Source organism: Pseudoflavonifractor sp. An176 (genome assembly GCF_002160435.1).
Classification (GTDB): Bacteria; Bacillota; Clostridia; order Oscillospirales; family Oscillospiraceae; genus Enterenecus; species Enterenecus faecium.
This window is the reverse complement of record NZ_NFKO01000006.1, coordinates 41,252-58,257: the sequence shown is the minus strand read 5'-3', so window position 1 is coordinate 58,257 and position 17,006 is coordinate 41,252. Positions and strand designations below refer to the sequence as shown.

17 protein-coding genes are annotated in these 17,006 nt (G+C 61.5%); all 17 read right to left on the bottom strand.

Annotation, left to right across the window (positions count from 1 at the left end; all coding sequences use genetic code 11):
- Window positions 1-10 precede the first annotated feature (10 nt).
- Window positions 11-1,237 carry a putative lipid II flippase FtsW gene (gene ftsW, locus B5F12_RS05070; RefSeq protein WP_242954898.1) on the bottom strand — a complete coding sequence of 409 codons (1,227 nt, stop codon included), beginning with the start codon at window positions 1,235-1,237 and terminating at the stop codon, window positions 11-13.
- Between the two features lie 57 nt (window positions 1,238-1,294).
- Window positions 1,295-2,281, bottom strand: coding sequence for a phospho-N-acetylmuramoyl-pentapeptide-transferase (gene mraY, locus B5F12_RS05065; RefSeq protein WP_087231270.1), 987 nt, complete (start codon window positions 2,279-2,281; stop codon window positions 1,295-1,297).
- Window positions 2,282-2,312: 31 nt separating this feature from the next.
- On the bottom strand, window positions 2,313-2,870 hold the full coding sequence (locus tag B5F12_RS05060; RefSeq protein WP_143482335.1) for a hypothetical protein: 558 nt from the start codon (window positions 2,868-2,870) through the stop codon (window positions 2,313-2,315).
- Window positions 2,824-5,244 (bottom strand): penicillin-binding transpeptidase domain-containing protein, encoded by a 2,421-nt coding sequence (locus B5F12_RS05055; RefSeq protein ID WP_087231264.1) that lies wholly within the window; start codon window positions 5,242-5,244, stop codon window positions 2,824-2,826. The genes B5F12_RS05060 and B5F12_RS05055 overlap by 47 nt, the downstream gene beginning before the upstream one ends.
- 141 nt (window positions 5,245-5,385) lie before the next feature.
- Entirely contained in the window at window positions 5,386-5,922 is a 537-nt protein-coding gene (locus B5F12_RS05050; RefSeq protein ID WP_087231261.1) for a hypothetical protein, read from the bottom strand.
- 26 nt (window positions 5,923-5,948) lie between these two features.
- Window positions 5,949-6,881: a 16S rRNA (cytosine(1402)-N(4))-methyltransferase RsmH gene (rsmH, locus tag B5F12_RS05045; RefSeq protein WP_087231258.1), complete on the bottom strand. Its 933-nt coding sequence runs from the start codon at window positions 6,879-6,881 to the stop codon at window positions 5,949-5,951.
- Window positions 6,882-6,884: 3 nt separating this feature from the next.
- Window positions 6,885-7,301 carry a division/cell wall cluster transcriptional repressor MraZ gene (locus B5F12_RS05040; RefSeq protein ID WP_087231255.1) on the bottom strand — a complete coding sequence of 139 codons (417 nt, stop codon included), beginning with the start codon at window positions 7,299-7,301 and terminating at the stop codon, window positions 6,885-6,887.
- Window positions 7,302-7,606: 305 nt separating this feature from the next.
- Window positions 7,607-8,119 carry a hypothetical protein gene (locus B5F12_RS05035; RefSeq protein ID WP_087231252.1) on the bottom strand — a complete coding sequence of 171 codons (513 nt, stop codon included), beginning with the start codon at window positions 8,117-8,119 and terminating at the stop codon, window positions 7,607-7,609.
- A 13-nt stretch (window positions 8,120-8,132) separates the two neighbouring features.
- The gene (coaD, locus tag B5F12_RS05030) at window positions 8,133-8,624 is read right to left on the bottom strand and encodes a pantetheine-phosphate adenylyltransferase (RefSeq protein WP_087231249.1); all 492 of its coding nucleotides are present in this window, start codon (window positions 8,622-8,624) and stop codon (window positions 8,133-8,135) included.
- Window positions 8,625-8,628: 4 nt separating this feature from the next.
- On the bottom strand, window positions 8,629-9,174 hold the full coding sequence (rsmD, locus tag B5F12_RS05025) for a 16S rRNA (guanine(966)-N(2))-methyltransferase RsmD (protein WP_087231247.1): 546 nt from the start codon (window positions 9,172-9,174) through the stop codon (window positions 8,629-8,631).
- 9 nt (window positions 9,175-9,183) lie between these two features.
- A complete protein-coding gene (gene uvrC / locus B5F12_RS05020) occupies window positions 9,184-11,004 on the bottom strand; it encodes an excinuclease ABC subunit UvrC (RefSeq protein ID WP_087231244.1) in 1,821 nt (606 codons plus the stop codon).
- A 60-nt stretch (window positions 11,005-11,064) separates the two neighbouring features.
- Entirely contained in the window at window positions 11,065-11,328 is a 264-nt protein-coding gene (locus tag B5F12_RS05015; protein WP_087231242.1) for an HPr family phosphocarrier protein, read from the bottom strand.
- A 168-nt stretch (window positions 11,329-11,496) separates the two neighbouring features.
- Window positions 11,497-13,881: an endonuclease MutS2 gene (locus B5F12_RS05010; RefSeq protein WP_087231239.1), complete on the bottom strand. Its 2,385-nt coding sequence runs from the start codon at window positions 13,879-13,881 to the stop codon at window positions 11,497-11,499.
- Window positions 13,865-14,641: a DNA repair protein RecO gene (recO, locus tag B5F12_RS05005; RefSeq protein ID WP_087231236.1), complete on the bottom strand. Its 777-nt coding sequence runs from the start codon at window positions 14,639-14,641 to the stop codon at window positions 13,865-13,867. The genes B5F12_RS05010 and recO overlap by 17 nt, the downstream gene beginning before the upstream one ends.
- Window positions 14,632-15,132: a GNAT family N-acetyltransferase gene (locus B5F12_RS05000; RefSeq protein WP_087231233.1), complete on the bottom strand. Its 501-nt coding sequence runs from the start codon at window positions 15,130-15,132 to the stop codon at window positions 14,632-14,634. The genes recO and B5F12_RS05000 overlap by 10 nt, the downstream gene beginning before the upstream one ends.
- A 349-nt stretch (window positions 15,133-15,481) precedes the next feature.
- Entirely contained in the window at window positions 15,482-16,378 is an 897-nt protein-coding gene (gene era / locus B5F12_RS04995) for a GTPase Era (RefSeq protein ID WP_087231230.1), read from the bottom strand.
- 69 nt (window positions 16,379-16,447) lie between these two features.
- Entirely contained in the window at window positions 16,448-17,002 is a 555-nt protein-coding gene (locus tag B5F12_RS04990) for a hypothetical protein (RefSeq protein ID WP_087231227.1), read from the bottom strand.
- Window positions 17,003-17,006 lie beyond the last annotated feature (4 nt).

Below are 17,006 nucleotides of genomic sequence, written 5' to 3'. Positions count from 1 at the left end.
GCTCCCCCTCCTACTCTTCCTTTGGCGCCACGATTTGCCTGGACACCGCTAAGATCAGGCCCACTTCTGCCAGCTGCACCATCAAGGCGGTGCCGCCGTAGCTGAAGAAGGGAAGAGAGATACCGGTGGTGGGCAGAGCGCCGGTGACCACGCCGATGTTCAGGATGACCTGGGCCGCCAGCTGGGTGTTGATACCCACGATCATCAGGCTGCCGAAGCGGTCTCGGGCGTGGAGGGCCAGCCAATAGCCCCGGACGATGAGCAGGGCGAAGAGGATAATGATGAGGCAGGCGCCGATAAGCCCCAGCTCCTCACAGACAATGGCGAATACAAAGTCGTTGTGCTCCTCGGGGAGGAACATGTACTTCTGGCGGCTGTTACCCAGCCCGGTGCCCAGCAGGCCGCCGGAGCCGATGGCAATCTGGGACTGCCACAGCTGATAGCCGTCTCCCCGCAGATCGCTGCCAGGGTTGAGCCAGGACTGCATACGGGCGGTCATGTACTCGGTCTGGGTAATGAGGAAGAGCAGCGCCGCACCCACGGCAGCGCCGCCGCCCACAAACCAATACAGCCGGATGCCCGAGGCGAACAGTACCGCCGCCGCCCCCGAGCACACCAGAATCATACCGGACATGTGGGGCTGCTTGTAGAGCAAAAAGAGGATAAACAGCAGAATCACCCCGTAGGGAATCAGCTCCAGCAGGCCGATGTTCTCGGCAAACTCTCCCATGCGCCCCCGGAGGGTACGCCGATTCCACTTCTTGGGGGGCGCTTTGATCTGGTCCTTCCGCTTGGACAGCCGGGCGGCGAAGAACAGAATCACCGCCACCTTCACCAGCTCGGAGGGCTGGAAGGAGAAGCCGATGTCCAGCCAGCGCCGTGCGCCGTTACTGGACCGTCCCAGAGGGGTAAAGACCAGAATCAGCAGGAAGATACTGCCCGCAAGGGCGGGTACAGACAGCCCCCGCCACCACTGGTAGTCGATTTTCGACACGATATACATGCCGACCACACCTGCCACGGCAAACTTCAGCTGTCCCAAAAAGTAGTAATAGGGGTTGCCTCCGGTGTCCACGCTGGGGTCCAAGTTGTAGTAGGCAGAAGCGTAGGAGGCCGAGAGCAGCATAACCAGGCCGATGGCCGTCAGCAGCAGCACCAGGGCCAGGTAGGGCAGGTCCAGCGGCCCCCGGGCCAGCTGCTGCTCTATGGTGAGATCTCGTTTGGCTGTTTTGCGCACGGGTGCGCCTCCTTCCCGGAACGAAAAATGCGAAGTAGGGCCTGGAATCAGGTCCTGTTATACGCCGTAGCGGTACATCACGCCGGCGAAGGCCAGCAGACAGAAGGCCACGGTGATGGCGGTAAAGGTGAGCACAATGCGCACCTCGCTCCACCCACCCAGCTCCAGGTGGTGGTGGAGGGGGGCCATACGGAAAATACGCTTGCCGTGGGTGAGCTTGAAGTAGGTCACCTGGATGATATCGCTCATGGTCTCAGCGATGTAGATGATACCCACGGGGATGAGGATGAGGGGTGCGTCCACGGCGAAGGCCATGCCGCACACGGCGCCGCCCAAAAACAGGGAGCCGGTATCCCCCATGAACACCTTGGCGGGATAGAAATTGTAAATGAGGAAGCCCAGAATGCCTCCGGCCAGAGCGGCGGCAAAGGCACCCACACTGCCCTTATCCCACCAGGCAGCCAGCAGGGAGAAGAAGATGGCCACGGGCAGGGTCACAGAGCCCGCCAAGCCGTCCAGGCCGTCGGTGAGGTTCACCGAGTTGACACAGCCCACCAGCACGAAGGCGGCAAACACCAGGTACACCGCCCAGGGCAGAGGAATGTCGATGTTGGCAAAGGGGACGTACAGGTTGGGGGAGAGATAGCCGAAATTGCGCATCAGGGCCAGGAAGGCCACGGACACGGCCAGCTGCAGCAGCAGCTTCCACCCGGCGGTGAGGCCGGTGTTCTCGTGCTTGCGCACCTTGGCAAAGTCGTCGATGAAGCCAATCCCCCCGTATACCAGGGCCAAGCCCAGCACGATGAGGGCGGAATAGTCTCCGCTCATCAGGTCCTTCCAACAGAAGATCAGCACCGCCACCGTGATGCCCACCATAAACATAATACCGCCCATGGTGGGGGTACCCTGCTTGGTCATGTGCCAGTTGGGGCCAATCTCTTTGATGGATTGGCCGGCCTTCATGGCCCGGAGGACGGGAATCAGGAACTTACCCACCACCGCAGTGACCAGAAAGGCGGTTGCCGCCGCTGCGAAACTCATCATGGTTTATTAACCTCCACTCTCTCTTTTGTATCTAGGATTGGTTCAAACGCTGGGCCGCCTGCTCCAGCGGCACGCCCAGCGCCACAGCCGCCGCCAAGGCGGCCAGGCTCTCATAGAGGCCGCCCTGCCCCCGGGGTACCCGCACCCGGAGCAAATCGTCTCGGGTGAGAGCCTCAAACTCCACCCGCTGGCGGCGCAGACAGACATTTTTGGCGGTGAGGTCCGCCTGGGGCCTGCCGTCGGAGTAGGCGAACACCCGGCCCCTCATGGCCCGGGCCGTCCGCCGCCCCTCCCCGTCGTCCAGGGCCACCACGGTGACCCCGGCCCGCCGGGATAGCTCCCACCGGGCCACCGCACAGGGGGATAGGGTGCGGCGGTCCCGGGGCTCGAAGTTTTCCACCACCACAGCCTGGTAGCGGGACGTGTCGTCCCCAGCCATGGCGGCCTCATATGGGGTCAATTCCACCACCGGTGCCCCGGTCAATCGGCGCAGCAGGTGGGCCGTGGCGGTGTTGCCCCGCCCCACCACGGCAATGGGGTCATCAATCTGGGAGTTCTTGATCGGCGTAGTCGATAACACTGCTGACAAACCTCACTTCCACCACGGTGCCCGGTGATACCTCGGTATTGGCGGCGATGCTCTGGTTGATGGCCTCCAGGTTGCCGCCGTCATCGGTCACACCTGTGGCACGCAGGAATAGGCCCATCTCTTCCAGGGTATTTTTGGCCTCCGAGGGGCTCAAGCCCTCCAGGTCGGGCACCTTTACCTTGTCCTTGGGCACCTCTTCGCCCAGATACAAGATCACGGTGGAGCTGCCGGGGATGGTCACACCGGAGGCGGGCAGCTGCCCGGTGACGGTATTGCCACTGCCCACGGTGCGGCAACGGATACCGCGGTCGGTGAGCAGGCCCTTGGCCACGGTGAGCTCATAGCCGGTGACGTTGATCATGGTGGTGTCCGAAGCTTCCAGCTCGTCGGTGGTATACTGCTTCTCCACACCCATGTAGTCCAGAATGTCGGCCAGCAGCTGCCCGGCCATGGGGGCGGCGATGTTACCGCCGCTGATGTAGGTGCCGGAGGGGGTGTAGTTGGAGTTGGAGGCCGACTGCTCGGGGGAGTCGTAGGCCAGCAGCACCAGCACCTTGGGGTTATCCACAGGGGCAAAGCCCATGAAGGAACAGATCAGGTCGCCGGAAGTTTCGTCTCGCTTCTGGGAGGTACCGGTCTTACCGCCGATGCGGTAGCCCGCCATGTAGGCGTTACGGCCAGAGGCGGAGGGGCCGGCCACCACGCTCTCCAGCATACCGCGGAGGGTGGAAGAGGTCTCCTCGCTGATGACCTGGCGCACCTCCTGCACCTGGTGGTAGTAGGTGCTGTTGCCATCGTCGTCACTCACCGACTGCACCACGTAGGGCTCCAACAAATGGCCGCCGTTGATCATAGAGGCAAATGCAGTGGCCATCTGAATGGGGGTAATCTTAAAGGTCTGACCGAAGGAGGCGGTGGCCACGGAAGTCTCACCGTAGATGCTGGTGAAGAAGTCCCGTCCGCCGGGCCAGAAGACACTGGTTCCCTCGCCAAATAGGTCGATACCGGTGGAGTCAAACAGGCCATAATTCTCCAGGTAGTCCCAGAAGGTGTCTGCTCCCAACTTCTGGACAATCTGCATCATACCGTCGTTGCAGGAGTTCTCCAGCACCTGGGTCAATGTTTGATCTCCATGTCCTGCCCGCTTATGACAGGTAATGAACCAGTCGGCCACCTGCTGGCCGCCGTCACAGTAAAAGTGGTCGTTGGGAGAGATGACCCCCTCCTCCAAGGCCGCGGCCACCACCAGAGGTTTAAAGGTAGAACCGGGCTCGTAGGTGTCAGACAGGGCCTTGTTTCTCCACTGGAGGTTGAGGGCGTCGCTGACGGCCTGGTTGTACTCGTCGCTGTCCTCACCGTACTCCTCGGCCAGGGATTTCAGCTCATCCAGCAGCTCCTGGTCGAAGACGCTGGCATAGCTGTTGGGGTCAAAGTTGGGGCTGCTGGCCATACCCAGCACCGCTCCCGTGGAGGGGTCCAGGGCGATGGCGAAGCCACCCTTTTTCACGTTGTAGGTCTTGATGCCCTCCTCCAGGGTCTGCTCCAGCATGGACTGGATGGTGGCGTCAATGGTCAGGTGGAGGTTGCCGCCGTTCTCGGCGTCGATGTACTCCTCATAGGTGGAGAGCATCTCAGTGCCGGCTCCCGTCTTGGAGGTGACCACTCGTCCGGTGGCCCCGGACAGCACATCCTGGTACAGGGCCTCCACACCCTGGGCCCCCACCTTCACGCTGCCGCTGTTCTCGGTATAGGCCATGAAGCCCAGGATATGGGCGCCCACCGAGGAGTAGGGGTAATAGCGCTTGCTGGAGGGCTCGAAGTAGAGCATGGAGGAGAGTTTGTTCTCCTTAATAAACTCCCGCACCGCGGTGGTCTCCTCCTCCTCCAGCTCGTAGGCCAGAGGCTCATAGGCGGAGTCGGTGTTCTCGATGCGCTGGCGCAGCCGGTCCTCGTTGAGGCCCAGCAGGTCCACCAGGCCGTCCACGATCAGGTCCCGCTTGTCCTCGATGGCCTGCTCGTACTCCCCCTGCTTCAGGTTGCCGTCCTCATCCTCATAGCTGCTCTTGTTCACCGAGACCACCACGTCCCGGGGGGAGAGGATCAGCTGATAGACGGTGCCGGACCGGGCCAGGGTGCGGCCCTGGGCGTCGTAGATGGCACCCCGTCCGGCGTTGACCGCCACGTCCAGGGTCTGTTGGTTGGCCGCCCGCTGCTCCCACTGGTCGTGCTGGAAGATTTGCAGCTTCACCAGCTGGACCACCAGGGGCACAAAGGCCAGCACTCCCACCACCGCCAGCAAAAACACCGTGCGGTGGAAGAGGCTTCGGTTTCCCCGCCCAGGGGAGCGGCGTGGGTTGGATTTGGGTTTTTGCATATGTCTTCGCTCCTATATATATTCCGGTTTGGCGTGGCGGCATATCGGGACAAGAAGGGCGTAAGAAACCGGTCAAAGTTTTCTTACGCCCCTCATTCTCTCTTATGTCCGCATTTCATTGTATGTGTTCTGGGGCGGCCATTATGACAGCATGCCGCTCAGAAATTCCTCAATTTGGCGAATCAGGCCGGAGACCCCCTCCCGAGCCTCCTGGTAGTACACCACACTGTCGTCCTGGGACAAGTCCAGGTAGACGGTCTGGCCTGCGCCCGCCTCCACCATGGAACCGTCAGCGGTGAGCTGCTGCTCCAACGCCGTCAGGTCAAAGGTCTTTTCATACTGGGCCATCAGTGTTTTTTTCTCGTCCTGCAACTCGGACAGGGTAGAACGCAGTTCTACCGTCTCCGCGTTGACCATGGCCAGCTGGGCGCTGCACACCACCAGCAACAGGGCACAGGCGATGGCTGCCACAAATCCTACGATGGTGAAGGGCGCCACAGCGCTCTGGGCCCGGACCTGTACCTGAGGCCGGGTGGCCACCCGCTCCCGGGGTCTGACTCTGGGCCGCCGGGGCTGCTCCACCTCTCTTCTCCGCTCCCGGGCGGGGGCGGTGTTGTCTACTTTATAAGCTACGTTGCCATAGGTGGCGTACTGTCTAACTTTGCGCTGGGTTGCCATAGTGATGTCTCCTTTTATTATCTCACTCACAGCTTCTCTGCCACACGCAACTTGGCACTGCGAGCCCTTGGATTCTCTTCAAGTTCCTGGGGGGTGGAAACAATGGGCTTTTTCCCCACCAGGCGCACCTTGGGGGTCTTCCCGCACACGCACACGGGGAAGTCCGGGGGGCAGGTACAACCCTTGGCCCACCCTGCATAGGCCGTCTTCACCAGGCGGTCCTCCAGGGAGTGGAAGGAAATGATGGCCAGCCGTCCGCCGGGATTCAAGAGGTCCAGGGCGGTATCCAGCATCCGCTCCACTTCCCCCAACTCGTCGTTGACGGCGATGCGAATGGCCTGGAAGGACCGCTTGGCCGGGTGCTGTTTCTCCCGGCACGCCTTGGCGGGCATGGCGCTGCGGATCAAATCCGCCAACTCCAGGGTGGTGCGCACCGGAGCCTGGGCCCGGTGGCGTACAATGGCTGCGGCGATGGGGCCGGCGTAACGCTCCTCCCCGTACTGCCACAAGATTCGTTTCAGCTCCTCCTGAGACCACTCGTTGACCACCTCATAGGCGGTGAGGGCGGCGGACTGGTCCATCCGCATGTCCAGAGGGGCATCCTGTAAATAGGAAAAACCTCGGGCCGCCTCGTCCAGCTGGGGCGAGGACACACCCAGGTCAAACAACATACCATCCACGGCGGGGATATCCAACTTGCGGAGAATCTCCCCCACCTGGCTGAAGTTCCCACGCACCAGGGTCACCCGGTCCATGAGCCCTTCCAATCGGGCCGGCACAGCTTCCAGAGCGGCGGCGTCCCGGTCAATGCCGATGAGTCGGCCAGTGGTCAGGCGCTTGGCAATCTCTCGCGAGTGCCCCGCCCGGCCCAACGTGCCGTCCACATAGATGCCGTCGGGCTTGATGTTCAAGCCGTCCAGACACTCCTGGAGCAGCACAGACTTGTGTGTATATTCCATGGATTAAATCCCCAGTCCTTCCAACAGTGCCGCAATGTGCTCGGGGTTGAGCTGCTGTGCGGTCTTGGCCTTCCAGTTCTCCGCACTCCAGATCTGGGCCCGGTCGTTGTTGCCGGTGATCACCACATCCCGATCAATCTTGGCGTAGTCCTTCAAATAAGAGGGCACCTGAAAGCGCCACTGCTTGTCCGGCTCACACAGCTGAGCTGAGGCAAAGAAGACATCCATGGAGGCTGCCTGCGCGGTGGTCAGGTTGGCCACCCGCTCTTGGAGCTTGTTCCACGCCGCCATGGGGTACAGGGTCAAGTTCTCCTTGACCCCCACAGCCAGGTAAAACTGGGAGCCCAATTCCTCCCGGAGTTTGGACGGCACAATGAGACGCCCGGCGCTGTCAAGACTATGCTCGTAGGTGCCAGTCATCCCGCGTCCCCTCCATTTCACTCCATTTCACTCCAAGTTATCCCTAGTATACATCCCCCTGGTGGAAATTGCAAGGACTTTTTTCCTGGAAAAATATGAAGTTTTCTTGAATAAAATCACGGATTCCACTGTTTATTCTGCCAAACGCCGGGAATTGGGTCACTTATTCGTTCCATACCTCCCGGGCGCCCCGGGTGGTGGAGTAAAATGGAGGACCACAAAGCGTGTGCCTCCCAACGAAGGGTTTAAAATTGGAAAGGACCGCAGAATGTGCGCCATCCTGCGGTCCTCCATTCAAATCTCTCTTATTGATCTGCCTCGGCGTCGTAGGCGCGGTTGGCAGAGGTTGTGCTGCTGGGAATTCCCAGGGCCTCGTGGAACTTGCTCTGCACCCGGCGCATCTCGGCGTGGGCCTCGCCCAGAGCCTCCTCCGCCCGGCGCATCACGTCCTCACAGTACTGGTTGGCAACGGTGCGCATTTCCTTGGACTTCTGGTCGGCCTGGGCCATCATCTCGCTGGCCTTCTGGCGGGCCACCGCCATCACCTCGGTCTCGCTGACCAGGCGGCGGGCCTCGTTCTCCGCCCGCTTCTGCAGCTCCTCGGCCTCACGCTTGGCGCTGGAGAGCAGCTCGTTGCGGTTGTTGAGCACCTTGCGGGCCTCGGCCAGCTCCACGGGCAGCTGGGCCTTGGCGTCCTCGATGAGGTCCAGGGCCTTGTCCCGCTCGATGACGCACTTTTCCGAGCTCAAAGGCGCATTGCGGGCCTCGTCCACCATATCAAACAGCATATTCAGCAATTCTTCCACAGAAGTTGCCATAGGTAATTCCTCCTTATTGTTCCTGGGCCCCATTGACCCGATTCTGTACCTGGGTAATAATCTGTCTCGGGACAAATTCCGATAGGTCTGCCCCGTATCTCGCCATTTCTTTCACGACGGTGGAGCTGAGATAGGCGTACTTGGGACTGGTGTACAAAAACACGGTGTCCAGCTCCTCATACAGCTTGGCATTGATCATGGCCATTTGAATCTCAGACTCATAGTCGGACACGGCCCGCAAACCCTTCACCAGCACCTTGGCCCCGTGCTGTCTGGCGTAGTCGGCCAGCAGCTGGCGGGAACAGTCCACCTTCACATTTGGTAGTCCTTCCGTCACCTTCTCAATGAGTTCCACCCGCTCTTCCGGGGTGAACAGGCCGTTTTTGCTGGAATTGACCATCACACACACGATGAGCTCGTCAAAAATGGCGGCCGCCCGCTTGATGATGTTCAAATGCCCCAGCGTCACCGGGTCAAAGCTGCCGGGGTAGATGGCTCGTTTCATTGGGTCACACACTCCTGCGGTACAAGGTCAGCTTGATCTTCCCGTACCGGTAGTCACGCCCCTTCTCATAGGGGGCCGCAAGCTCCGGAAGCTGGGCTTCCACTGGAGACTCGCATACTATTATACCATTTCTCGACACAATGTCAATTGCCGTCATGCGTTCCAGGGCCTGTTTTATGCAGTCAGAGGCATAGGGCGGGTCGAGAAACACCAGATCATAGGGCCCCTTGGCGCTGGCCAGGAAGGCGTCGAACTCGGTTTGGTGGAAAGCCGCCCGGTCGGTGAGGTTGCAGGCCTTCACATTCTCCCGCACGATCTTCATGGCCGCAGGCGAGTGGTCCACAAAGTCGCACCAGGCCGCCCCCCGGGACAGGCACTCAATGCCCAGCTGTCCGGTGCCGGCAAACAGGTCCAGCACCCGTCTGCCAGGAATGTCAAACTGAATGATGTTGAAAAGCCCCTCTTTCACCCGGTCGGTGGTGGGGCGGGTGTCCATGCCGGGCAGCTCCTTGAGCCGCTTTCCCCGGGCCGTTCCCGTGATGACACGCATGGTAACGTCTCACTCCTTATGAAAATAGTCATATACCGCCTGGGCGGCGTTTTGAGGCACCACTTCTCGCAGCTGCTCCACAGAGGCTCCTCGAATGGCCTTAATGCTCTTAAAATGGCGGAGCAGGGCGGTCTTGCGGGTGGGCCCCACCCCGGCAATCTCGTCCAGCACCGAACCCTTCATCCGCTTGCCCTGCCTAGAGCGCATAAATTCAATGGCAAAGCGGTGGGTCTCCTCCTGGATGCGGCCAACGAGGGCAAAGAGGGCCTGATTTTGCTGCAAGCCGATCTCCTGCCCCTCCCCGTCCACCAGGGTCCGGGTGCGGTGTCGGTCGTCCTTGACCATGCCGAAGATGGGGACGCTGAGGCCCAGCTCCTTCAGGGCCGAAGCTGCCGCCCGCACCTGTCCCACGCCGCCGTCCATGAGCAGCACATCGGGCATCTCCCCGAACTTCTCGTCCCCGTCCAGATACCGCCGGAAGCGGCGGGAAATGACCTGCTCCATGGAGGCGTAGTCGTCGGCGTGCTCCAGCCCCTTGAGGGTGAAGTGGCGGTAGTCCCGTTTCAGGGGCCTGCCGTCCACGTGCACCGTCATGGAGGCCACAATGTCCGCATTTCCGCTGTTGGAGATGTCAAAGGCCTCCATGCGGTGGGGGGGCTTGGGCAGGCCCAACAGCCGCCCCAGGGCCTCCATGAGTTTGGAGGTGCGCTCCTGGGCGGAGGTGGCCCGCTGCACCTCCTCGGCGGCGTTTTGGTTGGCCATGGCCACCAGCTCGGTTTTGGCCCCTCGCTGGGGGGTGAGCAGCTCCACCTTCCGGCCCACCGCCTGGGTGAGCATCCGGGCCAGCTCCACCTGGCCGTCAAAGTCCAGGGGGAGGAGGATCTGCCGGGGCAGGGCCTGACGGCCCTGGTAATACTGGGCGGTCAACGTGGCCACGCTCTCCCCCTCGTCCTCCTCCATGGGCAGAGGCAGCAGCTGCCAGTCCTTGGCCGCCAGCTCCCCGTCCACATAGTGGAGCACCACAAAACAGCTCTTGGCCTCTCCCCGGTGGTAGCCCACCACGTCGGTGTCCGCCAGAGAACCCACCACCGCCTTCTGTCGCTTGGCCAGCAGCTGCACCGCCCGAATCCGGTCCCGGTACTGGGCGGCCTTTTCAAAGCGCAGGTCCTCAGCCGCCTGTTCCATCTCTCCGGTCCACTCCGCCACCACCTGGTCCAGCTTGCCCTCCAGCAGCTGTACCGCCTTGTCCATGTTAGCCCGGTACTGGCTCTGGTCCATATCGGCACGACAATAGCCGTCACAGGTGCCCATGTGGAAGTTGAGGCAGGGGCGCTCCTTGCCGATGTCCCGGGGGAACTTCCGCTTGCAGGTGGGCAGGCGCAAAGCGGAGAGCAGGGCGTCGATGATGCCCTGACTGGCTCCCCGGGTGCCGTAGGGACCGAAGTACCGGGCCCCGTCCCGGGCCACCTTGCTGGTGAGGGAGAACTGGGGGTACTCCTCCTGGACGCTGAGGCGGATATAGGGGTAGCCCTTGCTGTCCTTGAGCAGAATGTTATACCGGGGCTGGTGGCGCTTGATGAGGGCGCACTCCAGCACCAGGGCCTCGAACTCCGTGGCCACCACAATGACGTCAAAGTGGTGGATCTGGGAGACCATGGCCCGGGTCTTTTCATTGTGGCGGCTCTGGTCCTGGAAATACTGGCTCACCCGGTTTTTCAGCGCCTTGGCCTTGCCCACGTAGATCACTTCGCTGGCGGCGTTTTGCATGATATACACCCCAGGCTTTAACGGCAGTGCGTGGGCCTTGTCCCGCAGCTCTTCAAAGGTCATAGATACCCTCCCCACGAAAAAAGCGCCGCAAATTGCGGCGCTTTCATCTATTTGTCTGGCTTACTCAGAAAAATCGGAGTTGATCAGCTCCACCAGAGCGTTGACAGCCTCCTCCTCGTCGGGGCCGTCGGCGATGAGGGTGATGGCGGTGCCCTTCACGATGCCCAGAGAGAGCACGCCCAGCAGGCTCTTGGCGTTGACACGGCGCTCTTCCTTTTCCACCCACACGGAGCTCTTGAATTCATTGGCTTTCTGGATAAAGAAGGTGGCCGGACGAGCGTGCAGGCCAACCTGGTTGTTCACAACAGTCTCTTTCGTTACCATAAGAGATTCCCTCCATATTCTTGCTTGGATTGGGGGAGTACTATCCCGCGCTTTCCCCGAAAATATTTTGCATTCCTAGCATACCAAATTTGGCAAGTAACGTCAACAGCATTTTGTACAAATCGCAGCGGTCCGTTTGGTGAAAAGTACGATTCACCCGTTCCTTGGTTATTTCATGGTCACCACGGTGACGCCGTCCTCTCCTTCACCATATGCACCAGGGCGGGCAGATTTCACATATCGGCTGTGCTTGAGGTGCTCCCGCACTGCCTTGCGCAAAGCGCCGGTGCCCTTGCCGTGGATGATGGTTACCGTCTCCAGCTTGCCCATGAGGGCGTTGTCCAGGAACATGTCCACAGCGGCCAGGGCCTCGTCCACCATCATACCCCGCAGGTCCAGCTCCGCCTTGGCGGCAGCGGCCCGGAAGGGGCGGGTGACGGTGGCTTTGCGGGCCTTGTCCTTCTGGCTCTGCTTGTGGCGGGCGGTGGCCTCTTCCAGCACCCGCACCTCCTCCTGCTTGGCCTTGAGCTTCAAAATGCCCGCCTGGAGCTGGAGGGTGCCGTCCTTGTTCACCCCCACCACCTGGGCCTGGGTGTGGGTTTTCAGCACCTCCACCATGTCTCCCACCACCGCCGGGCGGGTGGGTGCGGGAGCCTCCAGCTCCTCGCCCTTGGCGCCCAGGGCGTTCTCCGCCTCGTTGAGGGTGCGGCGCAGGTCGGAGCGCTGCTGGTTGTCGTCCACCCACTCGCGGGCCTTCTCCTGGCGGCGGCGCATGGCGTTGAGCTCCTTAAACACCGCATCGGCGGTGTCCCGGGCCTCCTGGATGATGGCACGGGCCTCGGCCTGGGCTTTCTCGGTGGCCTTCCGCCGCTCCTCCTCGATGCGCTCCCGGTAGTGGTCCGCCTCGGCCTTGGTGCGCTCCATCTCCCGGCGCAGCTCCTGGGCCTTCTCCTTCTCCCGCTCCATGGCCTGGCGCTGGCTCTCCAGCTGGCTGATGACGTCCTCAAAGCGGACGTTCTCGGCATCAATCCGGTCGGCAGCCCGCTGGATGATGTAGTCGGGCAGCCCCAGGCGGCGGGAGATGGCAAAGGCGTTGGACTTGCCGGGGATGCCGATGAGCACCCGGTAGGTGGGGGCCAGGGTGTCCACGTTGAACTCACAGGAGGCGTTCTCCACCCCCTGGGTGGTCATGGCATACACCTTCAACTCGGCGTAGTGGGTGGTGGCCGCCACACGGGCCCCCAGCTGACGGGCGGACTCGATGATGGCGGCGGCCAGGGCCGCGCCCTCCACCGGGTCGGTGCCCGCTCCCAACTCGTCAAAGAGCACCAGGGTGTCCTCATCCAACTGCTCCAGCATGGCCACAATGTTCACCATGTGGGAGGAGAAGGTGGACAGGGACTGGTCAATGGACTGCTCGTCTCCGATGTCCGCCAGCACCGCCGAGCACACCCGAATGGTGGACCCGTCCATGGCGGGAATGTGGAGGCCGCACTGGGCCATGAGGGTCAAGAGGCCCAGGGTCTTCAAGGTCACCGTCTTACCGCCGGTGTTGGGGCCGGTGATGACCAGGGTGTCAAAATCTTTGCCCAAGTACAGGTCGTTGCGCACAGCGGTCTTGGGGTCCAGCAAGGGATGGCGGGCCTTGTGGAGCTCGATGTAGTCCCCCAGCACCGGCTCCATGCCCCCCATGTGGGTGGACAGCTTGGCCCGGGCGAAGATCACGTCCAGGGCGATGAGGGTACGGTAGTTGTCCTCGATGCCCTCCCGGAACCCGGCGCAATCGGCAGACAGCTCCGCCAGAATACGCTCGATCTCCTTCTGCTCCTTCATTTGCAGCTCCCGCAGCTCATTGTTGGCGTTGACCACCCCCATGGGCTCGATGAAGAAGGTGCCGCCGGAGCCGGACACGTCGTGGACCAGGCCGGGAATCTCGTTTTTGTGCTCGCTCTTCACCGGCACCACGTAGCGGCCGCCCCGCATGGTGATGATGGACTCCTGCAAATATTTGGACTGGTTGGAGGAGATGAGGCGGTTGAGCACGTCCCGCACCTTCCCCGCCGCCGCCCGGATGTGGCGGCGGATGTCCGCCAGCTCGGGGGAAGCAGAGTCGGCAATCTCATCCTCGCTGAGAATGGAGCCGCTGATCTTCTCCTCCAAAAAGCGGTTGGGGGACAGGCTGTGGAAATAGCCGTCCAGCACGGTCTTTTCCGTGCTCTCCCCCACTCCGTACTCCCGCACATTGCGGGCGCAGCGCAGCACCTGGGCGATGTCCAAAAGCTCCCGGGTGTTCAATGCGCCGCCCCGGTCCGCCCGCTGCAAGGCAGCGGCCACCGGGCGCACCCCGGAAAAGGAGGGGGTGCCGTGCTTGACCAGCATTTGAAAGGCGGCCGAGGTCTGCTTTTGCAGCCGGGACACGTCGGACACCACCGTCTGAGGTCGCACCTTGCGGCAGGTCTCCTTGCCCTCCTCGGTCACCGCCTCGTCGGCCAGCATGGCCAGCACCCTTGGCAGTTCCAGGGTCTGTATGGATTTTTCAAGTAGTTCTGTCATATGTCATAGTCTCCGTATGCAAGGACTTATAGAAGTCCAGGGTATGAAATCCTCGTTCCAACTGGGTCATGAGATAGGCCTCGGAGGCGTCCGCCAGCTTCCTCAGGGACGGTTCATCCAGGGTAAAGGAGAACAGCCGCTTGGGGTTGCCCCACATGATGTATCGCAGGGCCGCCAGAGCCGCCCCGGTCAGGGGCATGGACACTCCCTCCCCCAGCTTCTCCCGGCACCCCTTGCAGTGGAGCACCCCTTCCCGCAGGTGGAGGCAGGGGGCCTCCGGGGTCTCACAGCCGCACACCCCGCACTCCCCCACCATGGGCTCATAGCCCGCCAGGGCCATGGCCTTCCACTCAAAGGCGGTCTTCACCTGGGTGAGAGAGACCGGCATCTGGTCCAGGGCGTGGAGGGCGTTGAGGGTGAGGGCCAGCAGCTCCGGCTCGGGCTGCTCCTCCTCGCACAGAGTCTCGGTGACCTGGGCAAAATAGCTGCCCAGGGCCAGCTTGTCCAAGTCCTCCCGCACTCCACGAAAGGCCCGCTGGGTCACCGCCTCCTTCACCTGCCAGCGGCCCTGGCGCTGGGAGAGGGTGAACTCGGCCCAGGTCAGCACTTGGCAGGCCGCGGCGGTGGCATCCTTTTTCTTGCGCACGCCCCGGGCAGACAGGGTGAGCTTGCCCTGCTCCGGGGTGAGCACGGTGAGCAGCTTATCCGAGTCCTTGTACTCCACTTCCCGCAGGACCAGAGCTGTGGTGGTCAGGTACATGGGGTGCCCTCCGATTGCCAGGCATACACAATCATGCCTGGCTCCTCCTCTCCCCAGCCGTTGATGGGCTGGCGATCCGTGGCAACAAAGCCGCAGGCCACATGGGTGGCGATGGAGGGGGTGTTGCGGGGGGAGACCAGGCTGAATAGCTCACCCGCTCCCTGCCCGGTGAGCAGCTCCTGGGTGTGGCAGATCAGCTGTTTGGCCCAGCCCTTGCCTCGGGCCTGGGGCGCGGTCTCCAGGGCCTCCAGGAACCACACCCCCGGGGCACTCTCTACGCAGCGCAGGGCGCTGACCCACTCGCCGTCCACTTCCTCCACCAGCACCATCTGGCGGTGGTGGGTGACAAATTCGGTTAAAAATTCTTCATAGGCCTGTTCCATGGCCTGGGGCGATTCAAAATGGCGTGCCAGTTGGTCCATGGACTCCCGGTAGAGGTCCACCAGACGGCGCACCGTCTCCGGCTCCACCTGGGTGACACGTTTGAGCATTGGTCTTTCCTTCTTTCTCCGTCTCCGGGCGCTCCCAGCGGGTCATGAGCCACGCCTCGGGCAGCCCGGTCTTCCAAAACAACTCCCAGTTCCCCAATGGCTTCACGCTTCACATCCCCTTTCTACCCTTAGGGTGAGAGGGGATGTGTGGGGTTATGTGTGGAAAATCCTTCAAAAAGATGCAAGCATCTTTTTGAGTGGGTTGCAGCCCGCCGCGCGCATAATTTGTCCAGCGTGGGAGGACAAATTCCACACTTGCGGGCTGAGAAGTATTTTCTTAGCCGCACATGTCGCCGAAGAAAATGGTTTTCAATTTTTTCGCACCTGCGGGTGCGAACTCTGCGAGGCTTTAGTCCTCGGTATATCCGAAATTGTGAATCAAATTCACATTGTCACGCCAGTTTTCTTTCACCTTCACCCAAGTTTCCAGGTACACCTTGGCCCCCATAAAGGCCTCCATGTCCTCCCGGGCCTGGGTGGAGATCTTCTTGAGCATGGAGCCCTTCTTGCCGATGATGATGCCCTTGTGGGAGTCCTTCTCACAGTAGATGGTGACGTGACAGTCGATGATGTCATCGTCCCGCTGGGTGAACCGGGTCACCTCCACGGCGGTGCCGTGGGGAATCTCCTGGTCCAGGTTGCGCAGCAGCTTCTCCCGGACGATCTCCGCCATGATCTGCCGCTCGGGCTGGTCGGTGACCACGTCGTCGGGGAACAGCTGGGGCCCCTCGGGAATCCACTTGGCCAGCAGGTCCAGCAGTTCTTCCACACCCTCCCCGGTTTTGGCGGAAATGGGCATGACGGCGTCCCAGTTGTGGGCAGCGCCGTACACGGCCATTACAGACAGCAGCTTTTCCTTCTCGATGGTGTCGATTTTATTGATGACCAGCACAGCGGGAGCGCCCAGGGCCTTGATGCGGCCGATGAGCTCCTCTTCGGCGGGGCCGATGCGGTCCACCGGCTCCACCAGCAGCATCACGCCATCCACGTCCGCCACGGACTGGCGCACCACCTTCACCATGTAGTCGCCCAGACGAGTGCGGGCCTTGTGCAGACCGGGGGTGTCCACAAAGACGAACTGGGTGTCTCCCCGGTTGAGCACCGCACAGATGCGGTTACGGGTGGTCTGGGGCTTGGAGGAGACAATGGCGATCTTCTCCCCCACCAGGGTGTTGGTCAGGGTGGACTTGCCCACGTTGGGGCGGCCCACGATGGTGATAATTCCGCTTTTCTTGATCTGAGACATAGTAGATGATCCTCAACTTTCTTTGGTATCGGCATTGAACAATGGCCGTTTGTATATTGGGAAGGGAACTTACGGCTCCCGGTTCCACATAACATAGAAGTCCCGCCGTCCGTCCCCTTTGCCGTAATAGCTCAACTCATAGGTTCCGGTGCGGCCGTCGGCCTCAATGACCACCCGCAGGGTGGGAAAGCCCTCGGGGATATCCTGCTGCACCAGCATGGACACGGGTTCGGGGCCGCTGGTGGTGTGCACGTCCTGGATGTCGGTGATCTCTCCGGTGTTCGTATCGTAGGAGATCTCCTGTAAGGTGATGGTGCTCCCCGGAAGTTTGGGCACAATGAGCATATACTCGCCGTACTCCTGGTCGGGGTACACCTGGTCCACATTGCCCGCCAGGTCCAGCTCCGCCTGGGTGGGATTTAGAATCACCACACCCAGAATGCTCTCTCCCGCCAGGGCGTCAAACACCTCTGTTTGTCCCACGGGTTCTGGGGTCTGAACGGGCTTTAGGGTGGTGACCTTCTCCTCCGTGGTCACTTCGGTTTTGTTGATAAAGGCTGTGCACCCGGTGAGAAGCAGCCCGGCGCACAGGGTGGCAGCGGATAACATCAGCAACCTCTTCATGGTA

Bases quoted from the DNA above. Each gene is read 5' to 3' on its own strand.
- B5F12_RS05050 (WP_087231261.1), bottom strand. From the start codon at position 5,922: ATGGCAACCCAGCGCAAAGTTAGACAGTACGCCACCTATGGCAACGTA.
- uvrC (WP_087231244.1), bottom strand. From the start codon at position 11,004: ATGACCTTTGAAGAGCTGCGGGACAAGGCCCACGCACTGCCGTTAAAG.
- B5F12_RS05035 (WP_087231252.1), bottom strand. From the start codon at position 8,119: ATGGCAACTTCTGTGGAAGAATTGCTGAATATGCTGTTTGATATGGTG.
- recO (WP_087231236.1), bottom strand. From the start codon at position 14,641: ATGTACCTGACCACCACAGCTCTGGTCCTGCGGGAAGTGGAGTACAAG.
- B5F12_RS05055 (WP_087231264.1), bottom strand. From the start codon at position 5,244: ATGCAAAAACCCAAATCCAACCCACGCCGCTCCCCTGGGCGGGGAAAC.
- rsmD (WP_087231247.1), bottom strand. From the start codon at position 9,174: ATGCGTGTCATCACGGGAACGGCCCGGGGAAAGCGGCTCAAGGAGCTG.
- era (WP_087231230.1), bottom strand. From the start codon at position 16,378: ATGTCTCAGATCAAGAAAAGCGGAATTATCACCATCGTGGGCCGCCCC.
- B5F12_RS05010 (WP_087231239.1), bottom strand. From the start codon at position 13,881: ATGACAGAACTACTTGAAAAATCCATACAGACCCTGGAACTGCCAAGG.
- B5F12_RS05040 (WP_087231255.1), bottom strand. From the start codon at position 7,301: ATGACTGGCACCTACGAGCATAGTCTTGACAGCGCCGGGCGTCTCATT.
- B5F12_RS05000 (WP_087231233.1), bottom strand. From the start codon at position 15,132: ATGCTCAAACGTGTCACCCAGGTGGAGCCGGAGACGGTGCGCCGTCTG.
- rsmH (WP_087231258.1), bottom strand. From the start codon at position 6,881: ATGGAATATACACACAAGTCTGTGCTGCTCCAGGAGTGTCTGGACGGC.
- B5F12_RS04990 (WP_087231227.1), bottom strand. From the start codon at position 17,002: ATGAAGAGGTTGCTGATGTTATCCGCTGCCACCCTGTGCGCCGGGCTG.
- coaD (WP_087231249.1), bottom strand. From the start codon at position 8,624: ATGAAACGAGCCATCTACCCCGGCAGCTTTGACCCGGTGACGCTGGGG.
- B5F12_RS05015 (WP_087231242.1), bottom strand. From the start codon at position 11,328: ATGGTAACGAAAGAGACTGTTGTGAACAACCAGGTTGGCCTGCACGCT.
- mraY (WP_087231270.1), bottom strand. From the start codon at position 2,281: ATGATGAGTTTCGCAGCGGCGGCAACCGCCTTTCTGGTCACTGCGGTG.